General features: G+C 64.8%; 25 protein-coding genes. 6 read left to right on the top strand and 19 right to left on the bottom strand.

Features of this window, described 5'->3' with window-relative positions:
• Positions 1-8: 8 nt before the first annotated feature.
• From BMZ97_RS19335 to BMZ97_RS19300, 8 genes are all read right to left on the bottom strand, one after another.
• Positions 9-986 (bottom strand): type II secretion system F family protein, encoded by a 978-nt coding sequence (locus BMZ97_RS19335; RefSeq protein ID WP_092173201.1) that lies wholly within the window; start codon positions 984-986, stop codon positions 9-11.
• A 28-nt stretch (positions 987-1014) separates the two neighbouring features.
• On the bottom strand, positions 1015-2469 hold the full coding sequence (locus tag BMZ97_RS19330; protein WP_092173198.1) for a CpaF family protein: 1455 nt from the start codon (positions 2467-2469) through the stop codon (positions 1015-1017).
• 81 nt (positions 2470-2550) lie between these two features.
• Positions 2551-3816 carry a CpaE/TadZ family protein gene (locus BMZ97_RS19325; protein ID WP_092173195.1) on the bottom strand — a complete coding sequence of 422 codons (1266 nt, stop codon included), beginning with the start codon at positions 3814-3816 and terminating at the stop codon, positions 2551-2553.
• Entirely contained in the window at positions 3816-4559 is a 744-nt protein-coding gene (locus BMZ97_RS19320) for a CpaD family pilus assembly protein (protein WP_092173192.1), read from the bottom strand. Before BMZ97_RS19320 ends, BMZ97_RS19325 begins: the two co-directional genes overlap by 1 nt.
• Before the next feature lie 33 nt (positions 4560-4592).
• A complete protein-coding gene (locus BMZ97_RS19315) occupies positions 4593-6023 on the bottom strand; it encodes a type II and III secretion system protein family protein (RefSeq protein WP_092173189.1) in 1431 nt (476 codons plus the stop codon).
• On the bottom strand, positions 6020-6796 hold the full coding sequence (gene cpaB / locus BMZ97_RS19310) for a Flp pilus assembly protein CpaB (RefSeq protein WP_092173186.1): 777 nt from the start codon (positions 6794-6796) through the stop codon (positions 6020-6022). The genes BMZ97_RS19315 and cpaB overlap by 4 nt, the downstream gene beginning before the upstream one ends.
• Before the next feature lie 129 nt (positions 6797-6925).
• The gene (locus BMZ97_RS19305; protein WP_092173379.1) at positions 6926-7438 is read right to left on the bottom strand and encodes an A24 family peptidase; all 513 of its coding nucleotides are present in this window, start codon (positions 7436-7438) and stop codon (positions 6926-6928) included.
• A gap of 155 nt (positions 7439-7593) precedes the next feature.
• Positions 7594-7761, bottom strand: coding sequence for a Flp family type IVb pilin (locus tag BMZ97_RS19300; protein WP_092173183.1), 168 nt, complete (start codon positions 7759-7761; stop codon positions 7594-7596).
• A gap of 413 nt (positions 7762-8174) precedes the next feature.
• Between BMZ97_RS19300 and BMZ97_RS19295 the strand changes: the two genes are divergently transcribed.
• The 3 genes from BMZ97_RS19295 (at position 8175) to BMZ97_RS19285 (ending at position 10170) form a co-directional block, all read left to right on the top strand.
• Positions 8175-8678, top strand: a complete 504-nt coding sequence (locus tag BMZ97_RS19295) for a pilus assembly protein N-terminal domain-containing protein (RefSeq protein ID WP_092173180.1) — start codon at positions 8175-8177, stop codon at positions 8676-8678.
• Between the two features lie 253 nt (positions 8679-8931).
• The gene (locus BMZ97_RS19290) at positions 8932-9540 is read left to right on the top strand and encodes a TadE/TadG family type IV pilus assembly protein (protein WP_092173176.1); all 609 of its coding nucleotides are present in this window, start codon (positions 8932-8934) and stop codon (positions 9538-9540) included.
• Between the two features lie 9 nt (positions 9541-9549).
• Complete coding sequence (locus tag BMZ97_RS19285; RefSeq protein ID WP_092173173.1) at positions 9550-10170, top strand: TadE/TadG family type IV pilus assembly protein; 621 nt, start codon at positions 9550-9552, stop codon at positions 10168-10170.
• 36 nt (positions 10171-10206) lie between these two features.
• Here BMZ97_RS19285 and BMZ97_RS19280 read toward each other — a convergent pair whose 3' ends face one another.
• The 7 genes from BMZ97_RS19280 to BMZ97_RS19250 form a co-directional block, all read right to left on the bottom strand.
• Positions 10207-11706, bottom strand: coding sequence for a phosphomannomutase/phosphoglucomutase (locus tag BMZ97_RS19280; RefSeq protein WP_092173376.1), 1500 nt, complete (start codon positions 11704-11706; stop codon positions 10207-10209).
• Positions 11707-11802: 96 nt separating this feature from the next.
• Positions 11803-12345, bottom strand: coding sequence for a retropepsin-like aspartic protease family protein (locus tag BMZ97_RS19275; RefSeq protein ID WP_092173169.1), 543 nt, complete (start codon positions 12343-12345; stop codon positions 11803-11805).
• Between the two features lie 179 nt (positions 12346-12524).
• The gene (locus tag BMZ97_RS19270; protein ID WP_175525630.1) at positions 12525-13433 is read right to left on the bottom strand and encodes a ribokinase; all 909 of its coding nucleotides are present in this window, start codon (positions 13431-13433) and stop codon (positions 12525-12527) included.
• A 34-nt stretch (positions 13434-13467) separates the two neighbouring features.
• Entirely contained in the window at positions 13468-14061 is a 594-nt protein-coding gene (gene pcaG / locus BMZ97_RS19265) for a protocatechuate 3,4-dioxygenase subunit alpha (RefSeq protein WP_092173166.1), read from the bottom strand.
• Positions 14051-14761: a protocatechuate 3,4-dioxygenase subunit beta gene (pcaH, locus tag BMZ97_RS19260; protein ID WP_092173163.1), complete on the bottom strand. Its 711-nt coding sequence runs from the start codon at positions 14759-14761 to the stop codon at positions 14051-14053. The genes pcaG and pcaH overlap by 11 nt, the downstream gene beginning before the upstream one ends.
• Positions 14758-15531 (bottom strand): CoA-transferase subunit beta, encoded by a 774-nt coding sequence (locus BMZ97_RS19255; RefSeq protein WP_092173160.1) that lies wholly within the window; start codon positions 15529-15531, stop codon positions 14758-14760. The genes pcaH and BMZ97_RS19255 overlap by 4 nt, the downstream gene beginning before the upstream one ends.
• A 6-nt stretch (positions 15532-15537) precedes the next feature.
• Positions 15538-16395, bottom strand: coding sequence for a CoA transferase subunit A (locus BMZ97_RS19250; protein ID WP_092173157.1), 858 nt, complete (start codon positions 16393-16395; stop codon positions 15538-15540).
• Between the two features lie 96 nt (positions 16396-16491).
• On the opposite strand from BMZ97_RS19250, the gene BMZ97_RS19245 reads away from it, so the two are divergent.
• Both BMZ97_RS19245 and BMZ97_RS19240 read left to right on the top strand, forming a co-directional pair.
• Positions 16492-17259, top strand: a complete 768-nt coding sequence (locus BMZ97_RS19245; protein WP_092173153.1) for an IclR family transcriptional regulator — start codon at positions 16492-16494, stop codon at positions 17257-17259.
• A gap of 14 nt (positions 17260-17273) precedes the next feature.
• Positions 17274-18179 (top strand): aldose epimerase family protein, encoded by a 906-nt coding sequence (locus BMZ97_RS19240; protein WP_175525629.1) that lies wholly within the window; start codon positions 17274-17276, stop codon positions 18177-18179.
• A gap of 137 nt (positions 18180-18316) precedes the next feature.
• Here the strand turns inward: BMZ97_RS19240 and BMZ97_RS19235 are convergent, their stop codons facing one another.
• Complete coding sequence (locus BMZ97_RS19235; protein WP_092173147.1) at positions 18317-18949, bottom strand: L,D-transpeptidase; 633 nt, start codon at positions 18947-18949, stop codon at positions 18317-18319.
• A gap of 297 nt (positions 18950-19246) precedes the next feature.
• On the opposite strand from BMZ97_RS19235, the gene BMZ97_RS19230 reads away from it, so the two are divergent.
• Positions 19247-20035: an alpha/beta hydrolase family protein gene (locus BMZ97_RS19230; protein WP_175525628.1), complete on the top strand. Its 789-nt coding sequence runs from the start codon at positions 19247-19249 to the stop codon at positions 20033-20035.
• 23 nt (positions 20036-20058) lie between these two features.
• On the opposite strand, the gene BMZ97_RS19225 is transcribed toward BMZ97_RS19230, so the two are convergent.
• The 3 genes from BMZ97_RS19225 to BMZ97_RS19215 form a co-directional block, all read right to left on the bottom strand.
• Complete coding sequence (locus BMZ97_RS19225) at positions 20059-20901, bottom strand: aldo/keto reductase (RefSeq protein ID WP_092173141.1); 843 nt, start codon at positions 20899-20901, stop codon at positions 20059-20061.
• Between the two features lie 18 nt (positions 20902-20919).
• Positions 20920-21342, bottom strand: a complete 423-nt coding sequence (locus tag BMZ97_RS19220) for a hypothetical protein (protein WP_139221259.1) — start codon at positions 21340-21342, stop codon at positions 20920-20922.
• Positions 21343-21505: 163 nt separating this feature from the next.
• A complete protein-coding gene (locus BMZ97_RS19215) occupies positions 21506-22828 on the bottom strand; it encodes a bifunctional folylpolyglutamate synthase/dihydrofolate synthase (protein ID WP_092173135.1) in 1323 nt (440 codons plus the stop codon).
• Positions 22829-22839 lie beyond the last annotated feature (11 nt).

Raw genomic sequence — 22839 nt, 5'->3', positions numbered from 1 at the left:
GCGCCGCCTCAAATGTTGAAGTTGATCATCTTGCGCATCACCAGACAGCCGATCAGCATCCAGACGCAGCCAGCGACCATTGCGACCTTGCCGGTCTGTGTGAGCCAGAGCAGTTCGATGTAGCGTGGGCTGGTCACGTAGACCAGGATCGCGACGACGGGCGGCAACGAGCCGATGATGCCGGCCGAGGCCTTGGCCTCCATCGAGACGGCTTGGATCTTGTCGCGCATCTTGCGACGTTCACGGATGACGCGCGAGAGGTTTCCGAGTGTCTCGGCGAGGTTGCCGCCGGTCTTCTGCTGAATCGCCAGCACGATGCCGAAGAAGTTCGTTTCAGCGCAAGGCATACGATCATAGAGCTTCGAGATGGCTTCCGTCAGCGGCAGGCCGAGCGCCTGGCTCTCGATGATCTGCCTGAACTCGCCCGCGACAGGCTCGGCAGCTTCTTGCGCGATGATCCGCAGACAATCGTTCAGAGGCAGCCCGGCCTTGATGCCGCGGACGATGACATCGAGCGCATTGGGGAATTCAGTCCCGAACTTCTTCAGCCGCTTCGTCTTGCAGCGCTTGATGTACCAGGCGGGCAGACCGAACCCACCCACGAACAGGCCGACGACGGCAAAGAGCGGCTTCCCGCTCGCCAGCAGCAAGGCCAGCGCGGTCACCACGGCCATGACCGCGCTGACGATGTAGTATTTCTTGCGTGTCCAGTTCAGCCCACCTTGCTGCAGGCGCGTTTCGAGGGAGAGCTTGTTGCGTGAGCTCTCGCGCTTCTCGATCTCCTTGAGGCTTTGAGCCACCTGGCCGCGCTTGGCCCGCATCTGCGTCTCGCGGTCGATACCGCGCGCCGCGACCGGGCTTGCGAACTCCTTGCGGCGCTTGTCCGCCCGGGCCTGCCCGCTGAGCAGCGGATAAAACAGCGCATAGACGACGCCCCCCGCGGCGAGGGTCGCAAGCACGATGACAGCGATGACGCTCTTGTCCATGGCGTGTTGCTCCGCTCAGATCGCGCTGTCAGGCCGCATCGGCCTCGCTGTGCCTTTCCAGCATGTCAATCGCTGCCGCGAGGCGCTGCTCCTCGCCATAATATCGAGCCCGCTCCCAGAAACGCGGTCGGCCGATGCCGGTGGCGCGATGGCGGCCGGTGAGCCGGCCGGCCGCGTCCTCACCCAGAATCTCGTAGGTCATCAGATCCTGGGTGATGATGACCTCGCCTTCCATGCCCATCACCTCGGTGATGTGGGTGATCCGGCGCGAGCCGTCGCGCAGGCGCTGGGCCTGAATGATGATGTCAACCGATGAGCAGATCATCTCGCGCAGCGTCTTCGACGGCAAGCTGAAGCCGCCCATGGTGATCATCGATTCGATACGGCTCAGGCATTCACGCGGCGTGTTGGCGTGCAGCGTGCCCATCGAGCCGTCATGGCCCGTATTCATCGCCTGGAGCAGGTCGAAAGCTTCGGGTCCGCGCACCTCGCCGACGATGATCCGCTCGGGCCGCATGCGCAGGCAGTTCTTGACGAGATCGCGCATGGTGACGGCGCCGGTGCCCTCGATATTGGGCGGGCGCGTTTCGAGGCGCACGACATGGGGCTGTTGCAGTTGCAGTTCGGCGGCGTCCTCGCAGGTGATCACCCGCTCATCGAGATCGATGTAATTGGTCAGACAGTTGAGCAGCGTCGTCTTGCCCGAACCGGTGCCGCCCGAGATGACGATGTTGCAGCGGACTTTGCCGATGATCTTCAGGATCTCGGCTCCCGGCGGCGAGATCGCGCCGAACCGCACGAGCTGGTCGAGCGTGAGCTTGTCTTTCTTGAACTTGCGGATCGTGAGCGCCGGCCCGTCGATCGCCAAGGGCGGCGCGATGACGTTGACGCGCGAGCCGTCGGCCAAGCGCGCGTCGCAGATCGGCGAGGATTCATCGACGCGTCGGCCCACCTGGCTGACGATGCGCTGGCAGATGTTCATCAGCTGCGCGTTGTCGCGGAAACGGATGTTGGTCAGCGTGATCTTGCCGGCGACTTCGATGAAGGTGCGCGTCGCACCATTGACCATGATGTCGGCGATGTCGTCGCGCGCCAGCAAGGGCTCGAGCGGGCCATAGCCGAGAACGTCATTGCAGATATCGTCGAGCAGTTCCTCCTGCTCGGCGATCGAGAGCACCACATTCTTCAGCGAGATGATCTCGTTGATGATGTCGCGGATTTCCTCCCGCGCCGATTCGCCATCGAGCTTGGCAAGCTGCGAGAGGTCGATCGCTTCGATCAACGCCCCGAAGATCATGCTCTTCATCTGATAATATTCGTCGGAGCGCGGCGTCTCGACCGGCACAGGCGGGGGCGGCGGGCTGCGCCGCGGATCACGTCCGGCGGTCTGGTCGAGCGTGCGCGCAAGCCCCGGCGCGGAAGCGCCCGCCTTCACGGTCAAGGCCTGCGGCGGATTTGCGCCGGCTGATCGCTTTCCGAACATCTCAACCCTCTTTCGCGGGCAAGGCGAGACCCCACCCAACCGAGCAGCCCATACTGGCGCTGATCGCGACGCACATCATCGTCAGGCCTTGCGGCGCGTCAGCTTGGCGACCAGCGGCTCGAACAGGCCGCGCTTGCCGCGCTTGGCCTCGCCGCGCCCGGTCAGCGCACTGGCGATCTGGATGAAGGCTTCGTTGACCTTGCCGTTGGCCTGGACCTCGGCGATCATCTGGCCGTTATTGGCGGCGGTGCCGAAGAGCTGCGCGTCGAAGGGAATCGAACTCAGCACCTCGACATTGAGCGCCTTGGCGAATTCGGACGCATCGATCTCGGGCCGCTTGGGCAGGCCGACCTGGTTCAGCACCAGCCTTGCACTGGAATCATTGGCGCGACCGGCGCGCATCAAATCGATCAGGTTCTTGGCATTGCGCAGCGAGGCGAGTTCGGGCGCAGCCACGATAACGATCTCATCTGCACTGATCAGGGCGCGCTTGACCCAGGCGCTCCAGACGTGGGGAACGTCAAGGACGACGCAGGGCACGCTGGCGCGCAGCAGATCGAAGAGCTGATCGAACGCATCCTCGGAGAGATCGCAGGTGCGATCCAGCACGGCCGGCGCCGCGAGCAGGGCCAGGTTCTCGCTACAGCGCGAAAGCAGACGGTCGAGGAAATTGGCGTCGAGACGTTCCGGCGCGAAGACGGCCTCCGCCACGCCCTGCGGCGGATCCTGGTTGAAATCCAGGCCCGCCGTGCCGAAGGCGATGTCGAGATCGACGATGACGGTCGAGGCGTCGAGATTGCGGGCGATCGCCCAGGCGACATTATGCGACACCGTCGAGGCGCCGACACCACCTTTGGCGCCCATCACCGCAATGATGCGGCCGAGATTGCGGGCGCCGGGCGCGACATAAAGCTCCGACAGCGTACGCAGGATATCGAGCGTGCCGAGCGGAGCGATCAGATACTCGCTGACGCCGCGACGAATGAGGTCGCGATAGAGTTGGACATCGTTGACATGCCCGACGACCACGACCTTGGTGCCGGCGTCGCAGGCTTCCGACAATGTCTCGAGATGGCGGACGAGCGTCGCGGGATCGGACACCGTCTCGACCACGATGACATTGGGGGTCGGGGCCGCGCGGAAAGCCTCGACAGCGGCCGCGGGACCGCCCATCTGGATGCGCGCATGCGCCTTGTCCATACGCCGGTCGGCGATGACGGCCTGCATCGTCGCAGCCACACCCGGCGTCTCGCAGAAAGCCTGCAAGGTGATGCGCGGAAGCGGGGCGATGATGATTTCGTTGCTCGGGGCTTCGACCTGCGTCTCGAAGGCCTGATCCTTGTCCATCAGGTTCCTCCGCCGACGGTGGTATTGATCTGCGGCGTCTGCTGCCGGTACTCGGTCGAGGGATCCTTGCCTTCACGCAGCTTCGTGATGGCGCCCATGCGCTTGGCGATGTCGGGACGGCCCTCGCTGCGGGCGCGGACGAGATCGATCGGATCGGCGACTTGCGCGGCAAACGTCGCCTGGGTGGCGCAGCCCAAATTCCAGTAAGGAGCGTTCGATGCGCTCGTCTTGAAGCTGGACAGGCCCGTATCCTCAGGCCATTGCCCGCAGGAATGCGGCAAGGCAGCCTGGAGAGAGGCGAAGGTGAGGCGGATCGGCGAAGCGAGACCGGGATCGTTGACCGAATAGGTTCGGACCGAGAGTGCGGCAGCCGAGACGCCACCGCGAGCCAGGGTCGCGCGGATGGCGTTGAGCGTGTCATGCGCCGCCATCTCGCGACGCATGCCCGTGGGAACCTCGGCAACGAGCCCGCCGTGCCCGGAGCGGCGATACTCCCGAGCAAAGTCGGCGACATCCTCCGCCTGCCTGGCATCGAGCCCACCACCGGCCCGGCCCACGAAAACGTCGAGCGAGCGCGGTGCGTCGCGCAGCACGATCGGGTGGCGCTCGCGCGTGTCGATCGGCGCAAGTGAGCCCGTGACATCGGCGTTCTTCGCGCACGCGCCAAGCGCGAGACCCGCCGCCAGGACGGCAGCGAGCCCACGCAACTGGCGAAGCCTGATATGCTGTGATCGAACCATCATGGTCCCGTCATTCCTCTCGCGCGATCGACGCCGTCAGTCGGCGATGAAGCCGACGCGGCCCTTGTAGGCTTGCGGCAATGGCCCGCTATTGGTGCCGTAGATCTTGTTCAGGCGGCCCAGCAGGATCGCTTGCGCGTCATGAGCCTCGACGAAGCCGTCATCGGGACGCTGAACCTGATTGGGCTCCATCGGCTTGGCGATATAGGGCGTCGCCGTGATCATCAGCTCGGTTTCCTCGCGCTGGTAGTCACGCGAGCGGAACATGGTGCCGATGATCGGAATGTTCATCAGCCCGGGAAAACCGTTGATCGACTGCTTCGTGACCCGCTGGATCAGGCCCGCCGTCGCCAAGGTGCCGCCCGATGGCAGCTCGACCGTCGTATCCGATTTGCGGACCCGGAAGGCGGGAGCGTTGACGGATTCCGAATTGGGGCCGCTGAAGCGGAGCTGGTTCTCGAAGTCGAGCTCAGTGACTTCGGTCGCGATGCGCATGCTGATCTTATTGTCGGACAGCACGATCGGCGTGAAGTTGAGCGCAACACCAATCGGCTTGTAGGTGACGCTGAGCGTACATTTGCCGCTGTCGCAGGTGTAGCCGCCCGGGACCGGCACCTCGCCGCCAGCCGTGAACTTGGCGCTCTCGCCGGAGATCGCAGTCACCGTGGGCTCCGCCAGAACCCGCGAGAGGCCGGCGCGCTCCAATGCGCGCAGGGTGAAGTTGGTCGAATTGCCGATACCGGCCGTCACTGCGGTCGCTGACAGCGACTGCGGCGAGAGCGGCAGCGGATTGTCGAGGCTCGGCGAGATCGAAAAATTGCCGAGCTTCCATTCGCCGGTCGAGTTGATGCCGAGCTGCTTGATCGCCTTGCGTGAGACTTCCGAGACCACGACCTTGACCATGACCTGATCGCGGCCACGGATCGTCAGCGAGTTGATGACGGCGCCCTTGGACGAGGAGAAGAGGCCACTCGACTGACCAACGAAAGCCGTGGCGATATCGACGGCTTGAGTGGCCTCCGAGGCATTGGCGACGTTGCCGACGAGCAGGATCGAATTGCCGGCGGGCTTGATATCGATCTGAGCCTTGGGAAGAGCGCTGCGCAGCGTCTGGCGGAGCACGTTGAGGTCGCGCCCGACCTCGATCTCGAGGGCGGAGATCTGCTTGCCCTCGGCATCGATGACGAACATCGAGGTCGAACCGTCGGCGATGCCGATGATGAAGAGTTTGCGCGCCGAGCGCACGACGGCGTTGGCGACCTTCGGATTGGCGACGAAGACCTCCTTGGCATCGCGGGGCAGTTCAACGACCAAAGAGCGCCCGATCGACAGATCGAGCTTGCGCGCGATGGCGTGGTCACTCGACCCGATGTTCAAGACCGGCGCAGGGCCGGTTGACTGAGCGCCTGCCGGCCCTGCCAGGAGGAGGGTGAGCGCCACCGAGGTGAAGATGCGTTCGACGGTCATGGTTTCACGCCTCTGGAGGTGACGCCGTAGCGCACAAGGGTCATGGCGCCGTCCTCGGAAGGCCTCGCGGCCTCGCCGACATCCTTCAAACTGCGTAGCGCGAGCGAGAGTGAACCGGTCTTTTGAGCCTGAGCGACGGTTTCAACCTGGCCTGGATCAACTTCCAGCGTCGCCGTCTCGCCGATGACAACCTTTTCGCCATTGCGCTCCTGGACATTCTGGCCGATCGCCAGGACGCGGACATTGCGCAGGATCGTCTCGCTGGAATAATTCTCACTGCGACTGCCCGTGCCCTCTTCCCGGTAGGTGCGGATGACATCGACATGGTCGTTGGGCAGGATGAAGCCGCCAGCTGTATTGGCGCCGCGGCTATCCGTACTGATCGCGATGGCGCGCTTGCCGGCCGGGAGCACCGCCGAGAGGAAGCCGGTGCCGTCGGTCTTGATCAGCTTCTCGCGCCGGATCGGCTCCGCGCCGAGTATTGCGTAGCGAGCGACCTGACCGATCAGCTCCTTCTCGGCCTCCGGCGCCTCGTCCTGGCGCACCACGCCAGCCGGCACGCTCGCTTGCGGCCAGTCGATCCAGCGCATGTCATTGGCCGATACCGTATTGCCGATCGGGATATCAGCGGCTGCCACGAGCACCGGTACAGTCGGCGCGGCCTGGATCTGAGCCACCGGCGCAGGAACATTCGCCGGGCGCTGCATGAGCAGGGCTGCGCCCAGTCCGGCGACCAGCGCCACGACGAGAATAATGATGCGGGCGGGACTCATTGCGACTGACCCTCAGCCAAACCGAGATGGCTTTCGGCAGGGATCGTGCGGTGAAAATCGTCAACTTATGGTTAATCGAGCGTGTATTTTTTTCCGGACACGGCGTCCGAACGACAGTGCGAACGCCGCTCAAACACCGATGGCAGCGCGCCAGAGATCGGTCTCGGGGAGGACGAAGAGCGCCGAGAAGGCAAGTGCGATGCCGTAGGGCACGCCTTCATTGGCGGCATGGAGCCGGCGCATCCATGGCCAGCCAGTCGCAATGGCCGGCAGCGGCCCGGAGCGGAGACTGAGAATGCCGAGTGTCAGGACGCCGCCCGCCATGCCCGCCAGCATCAGATAGGGCATCAACTGATCGAAGCCGAACCAGAGTGCTACGACGGCCGCAAACTTGGCATCACCACCACCGATCCAGCCGGCGGCGAACATGCCAAAGCACATGCTGAGAACAAGGCTGCCCGCCCCAAGATGCCAGCCGATCTGATTCCAGCTCAGACCGAGCAGGACGACGCAAAGTCCGAAACCAGCGAGCAGAATCAAGCAAAGTTGATTTGAAATCGTCATCGTCAAGAGATCGCTTACCGCGGCATAAGCCACGATAGCCGGGAAAATGACGAGCAATGTGATGAGCGAAAGCGACATCATATACGCCTCCCGAAAGCTAACATTGCTCGGTATAACCAGACAATTTCACTGATCTCTTAACCGACAGCGCGATATCTTGAAATAATAGTACCCCGGCTAAGCCGGGGCACTAGAGATAACCTTAGGCGAGATTTCGCCTTTGGCTGGTTTGCTCAGCCGTTGAGGCGCCCGGCGATGGCATTGAACTGCGACGACAGCTTGGTGCCGAGGGTGGTCATGCCAAGGATGGCGGCGACAGAAACCAGAGCCGCGATCAGGCCGTATTCGATGGCGGTCGCGCCGGACTCATCCTTGACGAAGCGAGCGAAGAGATTGGTCATGTTGGAACTCCTTTTGCACCACGGTTTGACTGCTGCCGTTGCTCTGAGCGGCTTCGGTCAGCGACACATGGACACTACCCCGCGCCCCTTGCTGATCAGTTAAGCCGAAAGAAGAATTCGCCCGTTTTCGGAGACATCATTTCGATGGTTAACGCTGAATTTATGAGATCATCTAGCGCTTATTTATAATCAATCTCAGTATTCGATTTTATTTTCACTCCCATGCATTCGCGAACAGGCTCCCTTTCTCCCATATCGCATCACCTCGCGCCAGATCGACTGAATTTCCATGAGGAAAACCCTCAATCGCAGCAGCTCCGAGTAATGATCTAAGCCTTCGGTGAACCCCCATTAGGGATTGATTCATCAATTTGCGCTTTGCTCCCGCTGTTGGAATCCTTGAGGCGTCAGCCATGTCCACTCTCGAACCGTCAGCGCCGCGTCGCCGGGCCCGCCTGTCGCGGACGCTGGCCGCGCTCATCGCGCTCGCCACACAGGCCGAAGTGGTAAACGCCGCGCCGCAGGCCGCCGCGCCTGAAACCGTGAACGTCCTGGTCGATCACGCGAAGGTAGTCCGGTTGCCGGAGAGAGCCCAGACCGTGATCGTCGGCAATCCCGGCATCGCCGATGTCTCGGTGCAGAAGAACGGCGTGATGGTCGTCACCGGCAAGAGCTTCGGCGTCACCAACCTGATCGCCCTCGACGCCGGCGGGGCGCTTCTGGCAGAATCCCTCGTGCGCGTGAGCGCGGCTTCCGATTCCATTCTGACCGTGCAACGCGGCCTGGAACGCGAATCCTATTCCTGCACGCCGATATGCCAGCCCTCTGTTCAGCTCGGCGACGCGCAAAAATATTTCGGTGAGGTCGGCGGCCAAACCACCATACGCAACAACCTGGCGGTCGGCACGAACCACTAGACGTGGAGTTGTGGACCAATCCACGCCTGCTCCGGCGACATAGCGAACAGCCATCAAGGTGAACGCCGGGCTAACGCCGCCAGCAAGGGCCTGCGTCCGGCCATAACGGATCCGAAATTCTTTTGACTTAAGACTGTGCTCGCCGAGATCGGCGGGTTTGTCCCGACGGTTGCCGGCACGACAAGTCGAGATTGTGCCTCGGTTTCACCTGCCCTGCGGTTTCCCGTGACACGCCAGTTGGACGCATGACGCTATGACGGGTCATCCGATCGAAACACCGGTCGAGCCTCAGCACCGGCCGCGCGGGATCCACCGCCTGCTGCAACGCTTCAGGCGCTCGCAGGATGGCGCCACGATCATCGAATTCGCCATGGTTGCGACGCCTTTCCTGATGCTGCTGGCGGCGATCTTCGAGACCGCACTGATGTTCTGGACCAGCCAGGCGCTCGAGGAGGGGGTCGGCCAAGCCTCGCGCGCATTGCTCACCGGCCAGTCCCAGACGCTCTACAAGGGCACTGCCAGCGCCAATGCGACAGCCTTCAAGAATGCGATCTGCGCCAATGCGCCAGTCCTGATCGATTGCACCAAGGTGACCATCGACGTCCGCAGCTACACCTCCTTCGCCAGCGCGAACACGGGCACGGCCGCCAGCAGCCCCGTGAGCAGCGGTGCCTTGAGCACGACCGGTTACGGTTACACGCAGCCGCTGCCCGGGCAGATCGTGGTCGTGCGGGCGGTGCTCGAATACAACCTGATCTTCACGCAATGGAGTTCGGCCCTTGCCAATATCGGCGCGGGCAAGCGCGCGATCGTGGCCTCCGCCACCTTCCGTGCCGAGCCTTTCGCTGTTCCTTCGAGCTGAGGCCGGATCATGTGGCGCACCTTATCCTTTCGCCGCAACCGGGCCGCCCTGCGCGGCCTGGCGCGGCGCTTCGCCCACAACCGCCGCGGCGTCGCCGCGGTCGAGTTCGCCTTCGTTCTCCCGGTCATGCTGACGGTCTATTTCGGCATCGTCGAGGTCGCGCAGGGCGTGATGATCGACCGCAAGATCACGGATTTGAACCGCGCCCTGGCAGACCTGACCGCCCAGGGCACGTCGATCTCAGACACCGAAATGAGCAATATCTTCGATGCCGCGCAGACGATCATGGCGCCGTTCACGAGCGTGGCGCCGAAAATGGCGATCGTCAGCGTCGTCATCGACAGCGGCGGCATTGCCAAGGTCTGCTGGAGCGCGCAGCGCAACTCGACCGTGCCGAAACGCGGAGACACGGTCACCCTGCCGGACAATCTCAAGATCGCCAGCACCTCGCTGATCATGGCGACGGCGAGCTATGACTTCACACCGCTGGTCGGCTATCTCGTGACCGGACCAATCACGATCGGCAACACCTCGATCTATATGCGCCCGCGCGTCGGCAAGACCGGCGGCACCGGCAACATAGAGCAGGTCGAGCGAGCCAGCGTCGCCATGTGCCCGCTCTACAACTGACGGCGAAGACTGCCCCCGGCTTGTCTGCCTCGCCCGTCAGATACTCTGGTTGTAGGCGCCGACCTCGGGGTTCTCGCGCAGCAGAGCGTCGATCGCGGCGAACATCTCGCGCATGCGCGCCTCGGAGACCGGACTCTCGCAGACGACGACGAGTTCGGGCTTGTTCGATGAGGCCCGGACCAGCCCCCAGGTGCCGTCCGTATTGACGACGCGGACGCCGTTCACGGTGATGACGTCGCGGATCGATTGGCCGGCGATGGACGCGCCCTGCGCCTGCAGGGCCTCGATGCGCTTCACGACGCGCTCGCCGACCTGATACTTGATCTCGTCGGCGCATTTGGCCGCCATGGTCGGCGTGCCCCAGGTCTTGGGCACGGCGGCATAGAGCTGCGACATCGACTTGCCCGGATTGCGGTCGAGCATGTCGATGACGGCAATCGCGGTGACGACGCCGTCGTCATAGCCGCGGCCGACAGGCGCGTTGAAGAAAAAATGGCCCGATTTCTCGAAGCCGGCCAACGCGTTCAGATCACGCACGCGCCGCTTGATGTAGGAGTGGCCGGTCTTCCAATAATCGGTCTTGACGCCGAGCCGCTGCAATTCGGGATCCGTGCTGAACAGGCCGGTCGACTTCACATCGACGACGAACTGCGCGCCGGGATGGAGCGCACCGAGATCGCGGGCCAGCATGACGCCGATCTTGTCGGCAAAGATCTCCTCGCCATGATTGTCCACGACACCGCAGCGATCGCCATCACCGTCGAAGCCAAGCGCAACATCGGCGCCATGCTGCTTCACGGCATCGGCCATGGCGTGCAGCATCTTCATGTCTTCGGGATTGGGGTTGTAGCGCGGGAAGGAATGGTCGGGCTCGACATCCATCGGCACGACCTCGCAGCCCAGCGCTTCCAGGATCTGCGGGGCGAAGGCGCCGGCCGTGCCGTTGCCGCAGGCAGCGATGACCTTGAGCTTGCGCGTGATCTTCGGGCGGCTCGTCAGGTCCTTGATGTAGAGCGCCGGGAAATCCGATACGAACTGATAGGAGCCACCGCCCGACAAGTCGAAATCGGCGGCGAGCACGATCTCCTTGAGCCTACCCATCTCCTCGGGACCAAAGGTGACGGGGCGGTCGCAGCCCATCTTCACCCCGGTCCAGCCATTGTCGTTATGCGAGGCGGTGACCATGGCGACGCAAGGCACATCGAGCGCGAACTGGGCGAAATAGGCCATCGGCGACATGGCGAGCCCGATATCATGGACCTTGCAGCCCGCCGCCATCAGGCCGGTGACGAGCGCCATCTTGATCGATGAGGAATAGCTGCGGAAATCATGACCGGTGACGATCTCCGGCTTCACGCCCAGGCGCTTGATCAGCGTGCCCAGCCCCATGCCGACGGCCTGGACGCCCATCAGGTTGAGCTCCGGCCCGAAGAACCAGCGCGCATCGTATTCGCGGAAGCCCGTCGGCTTCACCAGCGGCAGGGCTTCATATTCGAAGGTGTTCGGGACGAGCTCGGGCAGCGGCTTGGGGAACATCGGGGGCATCCGGGATGGAGAGGCGGGCCAGAGGCGCCACACATAGCCGATGGCGCCCATGATGGGAAACGCTTCAGCCTGAACCCCGCTGAAGGTTCAGCCGCGCAGAACCATTCTGCCGGTCTGGACCTCGTAGCCCTGCAGCTTGCCGAGAAAGGAGGTGCCGAGCAGGCTCATCGAGAGCGCGCCGTCCGGCAGCACGACCGCCTCGACATTGCGCACCAGGATATCGCCGAGCCGTACCTCGCGCAGATTGACGCGCGCACCCTTGACCACGCCATTGGCGGTGCTGAGGATCATCTTGTAGTCGCTGGGCCCGAGCTGGATGCCGAGCGCCCGGGCATCGCTCGCCGTCAGCGCGACCATACTCGCGCCGGTATCGACCATCATCTTGACGTGGTAATTGTCGATCGTCGGATGAACGACATAATGGCCGCGATAATCCGCGGCGACGGTCAGGGTCGGACGCTGCGGCGCGGTCTTTGGCGTCGCAGTCGGCCGGTTCCCGGCGGTGGCGACTGCCGCGACGGGCGGCGTACTAGCCTCAGTGAAGTCGGCGAGCCGCTCGCTATAGGACAGCGCGCTGTAGATCACGGACCCGGCAATGCCGAGAGCCCATATGATCGGCCTTTGCGCCATCGATGTCTGGCTCCGCCCCCAATTTACCTATGGAGAATGTGGCGCAATCCCTGCGGAAAGATGAAAAGCGTCGCTCGCATTGCGCGCGTTGCGGGGTCGATCCCGGCTTTGCGGGGAACAGACTTAACGCCGGGTTCCCGCCAGCTTTCATCAAGACTCAACAGAGCATCCTGCGGGGCTCAAAAGAAAGCCTGGCCGACCAGAACCTCGATCGCCTTCCGACGTGGCACGCTCGGCTGCGCGCCGGCCACCGTACAGGCAAGCGAGCCAGCGGCCAGCCCGCGCTGAAGCGCGCCCGAAAAGCCGCAAGCTGCGGCAAGCGCCGCAGCAAAGGCCCCTGTGAAACTGTCGCCAGCAGCAACCGTATCGACGACGTCGACCTGCGGCGCCGCGAGCCTGCGCCGGACGCCGCCCTGCCAGCCGACCACGCCGGCCGCGCCCAGCGTCACGACGCAGGCCAGCCCGCGCTCGGCGTCGATGCGCCGGGCAACCTCCTCGGGCTCGCCATCGGGCCAGCCCAGGGACTGCGCCAGAACCAGCGCCTCATGCTCGTTGACGATCAGGACGTCGAGACAGTCGAGCAGCGCCGCAGCGGGCGCACCGGCCGGGGCGAGGTTCAAGATGACACGCCCGCCGGCCCGCTTCATCGACCGCGCGGCGGCGATGCACTCCACCTCGGGCACTTCGCGCTGAAGCAGCAGCACGTCGCGCTCGCTCAGCGGCATGATGTCCAGCACGGCGCTGCGCGCGAACGCATTCGCGCCGGCCGCCACGACGATCTGGTTGGAGCCGGCCGCATCGACCGCGATGAAGGCAGCCCCCGTTGGCGCATCGACATGCGCGACATGGGCGAGATCGACCCCATCCGCCGCGAGCAGCGACAAGGCGATCTCGGCGAAACCATCGCGCCCAACCGCGCCCACAAGCGCGACCTCCGCCCCGGCGCGGCACGCGGCCAGCGCCTGATTGGCGCCCTTGCCACCGGGATGAAGCGCATAGCCCGGGCCGATCACGGTTTCACCTGCACCGGGCAGACGCTCGACCGGCGTGACGAGGTCGACATTCAAGGAACCAAAAACGACGATCATGACTTGTCCCAGGGCCGCCTTCGCGCGGAAGGCCTCAGGCCTCGAAGAACACCGTCTCACCCTCGCCTTGCAAGCGGATATCGAAGCGGAAAACACCATCCGCGCCGCGCTGGGCAATCAGCGTATCGCGCCGCCCGGCCGGCACCAGGGCCAGAACCGGATCGGAGGCGTTGCCCGGCTCGTCAGAGAAGTAGATCCGGGTCGCGAGCCTGACCAGCACGCCGCGCGCGAAGACCGAGATGCTGAGATGGGGCGCCTGCTGGGTCCCATCTGCTCCCTGCAGCGCGCCAGGCTTGACCGTCTCGAAGAAGAAACCGCCTTCCGCATTCGTCTCGGCGCGGCCGAAGCCGGTGAAGCCGACATTGCCGGCGGCATGGAAGCGCCCCTGCGGATCGGCCTGCCAAGTCTCGATCATGGCGTCGCTCACGGGCACGCCGTCGCCGTCGAAGACCGTGCCTTCGATGCGGATACGCTCGCCGGCCACGCCCTCGGCCGCGACCTGTTCGGTTGCAAGTTCCGGCCCGCCATAGGCGCGCGGCGTCAGCGCATAGGCGAAGAACGGGCCGATCGTCTGCGATGGGGTCAGCCCGGGCTTGGTCTCAGTGGTCACCTTGGTCTCAGTGGTCATGGGGCTCTTCCAGCGGCGTCGCATTGCGGCCGCGCAGGACGATGTCGAACTGATAGGCAAGCGCCCATTCCGGCTCGGTGGTCTCGATGTCGAAACGCGAGACCAGCCGGTCGCGAGCCCGCTCATCGGTGATCGACTGGAAGATCGGATCGTATTTGAACAGCGGATCCCCGGGAAAATACATCTGCGTGATCACACGCGAGAGGAAGCTCGGCCCGAATAGCGAGAAATGGATATGGGCCGGCCGCCAGGCATTGTGATGGTTGCGCCAGGGATAGGCGCCGGGCTTGACCGTGACGAAGCGATAGCGCCCCTGCGCATCGGTCAGAGCCCGGCCCGCGCCAGTGAAATTCGGATCGAGCGGGGCCGGATGCTGATCGCGGATATGGACATAGCGCCCGGCGGCATTGGCCTGCCAGATCTCGACCAGCGTATGCGGCACCGGCCGACCGTCCTCATCGAGTACGCGGCCGGTCACGATGATGCGCTCGCCCAGCGGCTCGCCCGCGTGCTGGCGCGTGAGGTCGGTGTCGCTCTCGTTGACGGCAACATGGCCGAAGACCGGCCCGGTCGTTTCCGACAGCGTGTGCGGCAGCAGGATCAGGGGCTGCGCCGGGGCGCGCTTCAAAGTGGATTTGTACTCGGGCGAAGCGTTGAGAGGGTGCGCCTTCAGGCTCTCGCGCGGATAGATCAGGCTCATGCCGCCACTCCGTGAGCTTGCTTGGTGCGGATGTGCAGATCGCGCAGCACCGCCAGTTCCTGCACTGACGCGGCGGGAGTCTCCGCCAACTCGGCCGTGAAGCGCAAGGGCCAGCCGCAGCCGGCCTGAACCTGCTCGCGCGTGACGCCCGGATGCAGCGAGACCACGGTCAGCTCCGAGGTCTCGGGATCCGGCTCCATCACGCAGAGATCGGTGATGATCTTGGTCGGCCCCTGCGTCTTCAGACCGAGCTTGGCGCGGTCGCCCTTGCCCGTGCCATGGCCGAAGGAGGTGATGAAGGGCAGCGTCTCGACGAAAGCGCGCGAGCCCATCGCCATGGTGATGAAAATCTGGCCGCAATGGATCGCGATCTCAGGCGCGCCACCGCCGCCGGGCAGACGCACTTTCGGCGCGTCATAGGGACCAACGACCGTGGTGTTGAGATTGGCGAAACGGTCGATCTGCGCGCCGCCAAGGAAACCGATGGTGATGCGTCCGCCCTGCAGCCAGTAGCGGAACATCTCCGGCACCGAGACGGTGGTCAGCGCGGTATCACAGAGCTCGCCATCGCCGATCGAGAGCGGCAGCACGGTCGGCCGCGTCGAGAGCGTGCCGGATTCGTAGATCAGCGTGATTTTCGGCGCATGGGTCAAACGCGCGAGGTTGCAGGCGGCCGAGGGCGCACCAATGCCGACGAAGCAGACATCCTCATTCGTCAGCAGCCGGGCGGCGGCGATCGTCATCATCTCGGTGGGGGTCGCGGTCATCATGATCCCTCACGCTGCCTGCCGGGACGGGCGGGCATGCTGTGCGAAGGCATCAGGCCCCTTTTCCAGCACATTCGCCTTGATCCAGGCCAAAAACGTCTCACGCTCACGGGCGATCTTGTCCCAGGCGATGTAGAAATCGTTGGCGCGCTTGTAGTAGCCCTGCGCGTAGGAGGGGTAAGCACCACCCGGGACATGGGCGATCGCGGTCACCGTCCAGGCCGGCAGGATCACGGCATTGGCATTGCGCGGGCCAAAATCATCGACGATCTCCTCGACCGTGACGAGCGAGCGCTTTGCTGCCAGCACCGCTTCCTTCTGCACGCCGACGATGCCCTCCAGCAGGACATTGCCCTCGCGATCGGCCTTGAGCGCATGGATGATCGCGGCATCGGGGCGGATCGCCGGCACCGTCGCCAGCACCTCCCCTGTATAGGGGCAGGTCACGGATTTGATCTTCGGATTGACCTTGGGCAGGTCGACGCCCTTGTAGCCGCGGAAGACAGCGAAGGGCAGGTTCGCGGCGCCCGCCTCATAGGCGTTGGCCATGGCTGCGTGGCTGTGCTCCTCGATATCGAGCTTGTGTGGCCAGCCATTCTCGACCGCGTCGCGGAAGCGGTGCAGCGAGCCGACGCCGGGATTGCCACCCCAGGAGAAGACGAGCTTCTCGGCGCAGCCCATCCCGATCATCTGATCATAGACCAGATCCGGCGTCATGCGGATCAGGGTCAGGCGCTTGCGGGTCTGGCGGATCGCCTCATGGCCCGCCGCATGCGGGATCAGATGGGTGAAACCTTCCATCGCGACGGAGCAGCCATCGCTCAGGACCGCCTCGACCCCTTGGGCAAGGGAGACGAATTCAGCCACCTTGACATCTCCTCATTATGTGCGTTAATCGCACAACGTTTTGATAATCGCACTTTACGGCGCGCAACAAAGACGGTCAAGCATGGCGAGCCAAGCATGACGAGTACAGCACCGGACCGCGACCATATGGCTGCCCTGGAAAAGGGGCTGGCGGTGATCGAATGTTTCGACGCGATCCATGACAAGCTCACCATCGCCGATGTCGCCCGAGCGACCGATCTGTCCCGCGCTGCCGCGCGGCGCTGCCTGCTGACGCTGACGAAGATCGGCTACGCGGAGTTCGACGGCAAGTTCTTCCGCTTGACGCCACGTGTGCTGCGTCTCGGCTATGCCTGGCTCGCCTCGACGGCGCTACCGCAGCTGGTTCAACCGTTCCTGGAGCGGCTCTCCGAAGAAACCCACGAATCCTCATCCGCCTCGCTGCTCGACGGGCATGAGATCGTCTACATCGCCCGCTCCGCACAAAGGCGGATCATGTCGGTGGGCCTCTCCGTCGGCAGCCGGCTGCCGGCCTTCTGCTCCTCGATGGGCCGCGTGCTGTTGGCGGCCCTGCCGCCAGAGGAGGCGCAGGCGCGCATTCTCGCAGGCAAGCCGCGCGCGCTTACGCCACGCACGGTCACCGAGATCGCGCAACTGATGCCGATCCTGGCGCGGGCGCAGGCGCAGGGCTATTGCCTCGTCGACCAGGAGCTCGAACTCGGCCTGGTCTCGCTGGCGATGCCGCTCGTCAATGCGCGCGGCGAGGTCGTTGCGGCCTTCAACCTGTCGGGTCAGGCGCAGCGCAACTCCGCCGAAGCGATGGCCGAGGCCTTTCTGCCGAAAATGCGCGCGATGCAGGCGATGCTGCAGCCGTTGATCAAATGAACCCAAGTGGTCAAATGAACCCAAGCGAGACCGCGATGCTGGAACTGTCGACCGGCCCCTTTACCGCCCGGATCGCCCCCGAGATCGGCGGGATTGTCACGGCGCTTGAATGGCGCGCTCCGGACGGACAACGACACAAGCTGTTGCATGCACCCGACGGGGCGGTGCCCACGACCGCACATTCCAACATGTTCGGCACATGGGCGATGGTGCCCTTCGCCAACCGCGCCTTCGATTGCCTGGTCGATGATGGCGAGCGCGCCTTCACTGTCCCGGCCAATGACCGCAGCGGCAACATCCACGGTTTCGGCCGGCAATCGGCCTGGAATGTCGTAGGAAAGACCCAAGGCCATACCGTGCTGGAGCACCGCCGGACGGAAGGCCCAGATCCCTATCGCTACCGTGCGACGCAGGACATCGCGCTCGACGACGCCGGTATGACCATAACGATGGCCGTCACCAACGAGGCCGATACGGCACTACCTTACGGAATCGGCCATCATCCCTGGTTTCCCTGCGCACCCGATACGCGGCTGGGTATGACCGCAACGGGCGCGCTCGTCTTCGGTGAGGCTTTTCGCGCAACGGGCTCGGCTCTGTTCAGCGATGGCGGCCCCTATGCGGACAAGCCGGTTTTCGCGAGGGAGCACGAGACCGCCTGGAGCTTGCTCGGTTGGAATGGCGTGGCGCGCATCGAGACGCCCTCGACGGGTCTCGCGATCACGCTGACCGCCAGCGAGAATTTCAGCTTCCCGGTGGTCTGGGCCCCGCTCGGTGCGGATTTCCTCTGCGTCGAGCCGCAAAGCCACGCGATCGGCTCACCGAGCGAAGCGGCAGCACGCGCCGTCTCGCCGCTGACGCGGCTTCAGCCGGGCGAGACGCTGGAAGGCTGGCTGCGGATCGTGCCGGAGACGCTGTGAGCCGGCAGCCGGGCGCAAGATCACGTCGCATTCGGACGGGTATGTCCGAATGCGAAAAACGTGATCGCTTCTAAAAATATAGAGCATTGCTCTTGCGAAAAACCGGTACCCACTTTTTCGCGCAATGCTCTAGCCGCTCAGCGCCAGCGCTGGTTGGGATAGTAGGGCTGATAGCCAAAAGCATCCACCGGCAGCGCCGGGCGCAGGAAGATCTGCTCGCGGGCGGCGTTCCAGCTCGGGGCCTTGCGGCTCTGTGCGACGGCGGCGCGCTCCCTGGCCTTCGCCTTGGCGAGCTTGGACTTGGCGCCGCCCGACGCCTTGGCGAATTGCGAGAGCCCGTCATCGGCCGCGCCGTTCAGCGCAATACGCGTCTGGCCGGCGCCATGCTTCTTGACCAGCGCGAAGAACTTCGCGGCATTGGCCGTATGAAGGCGGATGCAGCCATGCGAGGCCGGGCGACCGAGCGCGCCGACGGCATTGGTGCCATGGATCGCGTAACCGCCACGGAAGAACACCGCATAGGGCATGGCCCCGCCATATTTCCGCGAATACCAGTTCTTCTCCAGCCGGGTCGGCCGGTAGACGCCGTTGGGCGAGCGGAAGCCCTTGCGGCCCGAGGAGATCGCCCAGTTGTAAACCTCGCCATCGGTCGTCGTGACCTGCATGCGCTGGGCGGCGATATCGACCTTCACCGAGACGCCGGCTTGAGCCGTGGCGATGCCGGCAAACGATAGGAACAAGACGGCCAGGATGCCGAGGACGCGACGCATTACACCACTCCGAAAAACGCGACTGTTGGATCTTTCGGCATTGTCGGGCGCAAGGCTCCGCCGCCATTGCCTTCAGGAAACGCCGCAGCTGGCCCAGCTGTAAAGCGCAAAGACGAATTGTGGTTTCCACGATCCAGCAATGAGCCCTCCAGACCCGATGGACCTGCCTCGTGCGCAAGGTGAGCTTTTGACGGTGGCGCAAGGAGCCGGCAGCATGAGCGACCCGCCAACCGCCCGGACCTTGCCATGCCGTCACGATCGCCTTGCCACCTTGCTCGTCATCTCCTTGTCCTCAGCTTGCTCCTGCTACCCTTCGCGGCGCAGGAGGTCCGCGCCGTCGAGACCCTGAAAACCTCGGTCGGCGGAAGCGAGATCGCCGTCCATCTCTATGTCCCGGACGGGCAAGGCCCGTTTCCGGTGCTGATCCTGTCGCATGGCAGCCCACGCAACCCCTCGGCACGCGCGAAGGTCGGCGAGGCGACGCTGGCCGCCGTCGCCAAGACCTTCGTGGCGCGCGGCGTGCTCGTCGCCGTGCCGATCCGGCGCGGCTATGGCGGCGAGGGAAGCGGTTGGGCCGAGGGCTATGGCCGCTGCGAGAACGCGGACTATTATGGCGGCGGCCTGGCGACCGCCCAGGATATCCGCGCCGCCGCCAGCGCCGTGAGGGCCCGGCCCGACGCAGATCCGCGCCGGTTGGTCTATATGGGCGTCTCGGCCGGCGGCTGGGGCTCGATCGCAGCCGCAACTCACGGCGATTCAGGGCTGCTCGGCGTGGTCAACTTCGCTGGCGGACGCGGCTCGCGCGGCCCCAACGATGTCTGCTCGGAAGAGGCGCTGATCTCCGCAGCCGGTCGCTATGGCGGTTATGCCCGCACGCCGGAACTCTGGCTCTACAGCAGCAACGATCTCTTCTTCGGTCCCGACCTGGCCAAGCGCCTGTACTCGGCCTTCACCGCCGCAGGTGGAAAGGCGCGCTTTGTGTCCGCGCCGGCCTATGGCAGGGACGGCCATGGCTACATCAATGCCGTCGGCTCCTGGCGCGGCGAAGTCGAGGGATTTTTGCGCGGTATCAGCTTCATGCGCTGAAGTCCGCGCCCCGACGCCGGCAACTACAACATCGGCAGCGAACGCGGCTTCGGCCCGCATGGCAGGGCGGCATCGATACGGGCGATCTCGGCCTCACTCAGGCGCAGGGACAGCGCGCCCGCATTATCCTCGACATGGTTGACCCTGGCCGCTTTCGGGATAGCGAAGACCGAGGGCCGCCGCGTCAGGAAAGCCAGCGCGACCTGCCGGGCGCTCGCCCCATGCGTCGCCGCGATCTCCGCCAGGAGCTTGCCGCCGGCGCTGGTGGATGGCGGAAAATCGTTTTGCCCGAACGGGCTATAGGCGGTGACGGCGACACCGTTGCGCTCGCACCACGGGATCACGGCATGCTCGATCGCCCGCTCACGCAGATGGTACAGCACCTGATTGCAGGCAATGCGGCCTGGTCCTGCCACGTCGAGTGCCTCGTCGAGATCGTCGACATCGAAATTGCTGACGCCCCAGGATAGAATCTTGCCCTCCGCTCGCAGCGCCTCGAACGCGGCGAAGGTCTCCTCCAGCGGGTAGGAGCCGCGCCAATGCAGCAGGTAGCAGTCGAGCCGATCGGTCTTGAGGCGCCTGAGCGAGCGCTCGCAAGCACTGCGCGTCCCGGCTTTCGAGGCGTTGTGCGGCAGCACCTTCGAGACGAGGAAGACCTCATCGCGCCGCCCGGCGAGCGCCTCCGCGATGATCTCCTCGGAGCGGCCCGAGCCGTACATCTCGGCGGTGTCGACATGGCTCAGGCCGAGATCGAGCCCGCGCCGCAGAGCGGAGATCGCTCCCGCCTTGTCCGCGAGCTCGATATTCCAGGTGCCTTGGCCGATCCGCGCGATCTGCGGGCCATCCTGACCGAAACGATGTGCCATCAGCGCTCTCCTGCCTTCTCAGCGAATCTCGACCTCGAAATGGCCGTGACGCAGCTCTCCATCCGCATAGCGCACCCGTACCGCGAAGGCATCGTGGCCGCGATAATCGGGTGCCGAGGTGTATTCGAAGGCGAGAGAAGGGCCGACCTTGCCGTCGCAATGCCGGTAGGGGCCGGGCCCATAGGTCGCCGCGCCCCTGCGGGGCAGCATCCTCACCGTGCCGTGTCGAGGCGGCTGCGTCAGCGTGGCGGTCGGCCGCTTCACCGGCCGGCAACGCAGATCCATCGTCATATAAGTCTGCCGCATGACCGCCGGCTCGCCCGCCACGACCCGATCGATGCCGCCCGCCTCGGACAGCCTGCCATCGCCGGAGGTGACGCAGCCACCGAGCAAGCCACAAAGCAGGAGGAGACCGAGAGCGCTTTCGAACGAAGTGGACACCGGTTCGCGTGAGGACAACGCGTTAAAACAAAGAGCAGGAGCTGCTGAACGATCCAATGGAAACCGAAACGGCTCTAGCCTCGCCATTCCGGGGCCCCGCATGCTGTCTCCTTTCGGCCCGCACCAGCGCCGCAGCGCGCTCCACGAGCGCCTTTTACCTTGATCAGACCGGCGGCGTGCCATTGGCCGAGAGCACCTCGCCCGCCAGATAGAGCGAGCCGCAGATCAGAATGCGGGGCGGCGCCGACCAGCTCCGGCTGCCGATTTCGTGTAAAGCCTGCTCGACGGAGCCTGCGACCTCGGCCTTGAGCCCAGCCTCGCGCGCCAGGCTCGCCACCTCCTCGGCCGGGCGCGCCGCCAGCGTATTCTGGATCGGTACGGCGAAAAGCGTCTGCGCCAATCCCTTGAAATGACTGAGCGTCGCCTTGGCATCCTTGGTCGAGAGCAGGCCCGTGATCATCACCAGCGGGGCCGGATTGCGATCGGCGAGATCGGCCATCGCCTGGGCCAGGACACGCCCGCCATCGGGGTTGTGGCCGCCATCGAGCCAGAGTTCGGCGCGGGCGGGGATGAGCTCGGCAAGCTTGCCGCGCGCCAGCCGCTGCAGCCGCGCCGGCCAGTCGGCCTCCAGCATGCCCTGCTCGAAGGCCCGCGCCGGCAGGCCGCCATAGCCGGCAGCGCGCAGGGCGGCGATCGCCGTGCCGGCATTCACATGCTGGTGGCGCCCCGCGAGACGCGGCAAAGGCAGATCGAGCAGGCCGTCGCCATCCTCATAGACAAGGCGTCCACCATCCTCATGGACGTTGAAATCCTGCGCGCCTATCAGGATGCGCGAGGCGCCGACGCGCTCGGCCGTGGCCTCTAGCACAGCCGTCGGCTCAGGCTCCTGCGGCGCGATCACCGCCGGCGCGCCGCGCTTGAAGATGCCGGCCTTCTCGGCCGCGATCTTGGTCACGGTGTCGCCGAGATATTCGGCATGGTCGAGCGAGACCGGCGTTACCACCGTGCAGGCGGGGTGGGCGATGACATTGGTCGCATCGAAGCGGCCGCCCAGCCCGACTTCGAGCAGCACGACATCCGCCTTGTGCTCGGAAAACAGCAGCAAGGCCGCCGCAGCGGTGATCTCGAAGAAGGTGATGGCATCGCCGGCATTGATGCGCTCGCAGCGCTCCAGTGCCTCGACCAGCACAGCCTCGTCGACGAAACGCCCGCCGCCGGGCGCGCCGATGCGGATGCGCTCGTGGAAGCGGACCAGATGCGGCGAGGTGTAGACATGGACGCTGAGGCCCGCAGCCTCCAGGATCGCCCGCATGAAGGCGATGGTCGAGCCCTTGCCATTGGTACCGGCGACATGGATCACCGGCGGCAGCCGCTTCTGCGGATCGCCGAGGCGCTCCAGCAAGGTCAGGATGCGCCCGAGCGAGAGATCGATCAGCTTGGGATGCAGCGCGAGGAAGCGCGCCAGCAGCGTGTCGGACGACCCCATCTCGGTTCAGG

The organism is Allobosea sp. OK403 (assembly GCF_900113835.1).
Lineage (GTDB): Bacteria > Pseudomonadota > Alphaproteobacteria > Rhizobiales > Beijerinckiaceae > Allobosea.
Note: the sequence above shows the minus strand (reverse complement) of the source record. Positions and strands in the feature narration are given on the sequence as shown.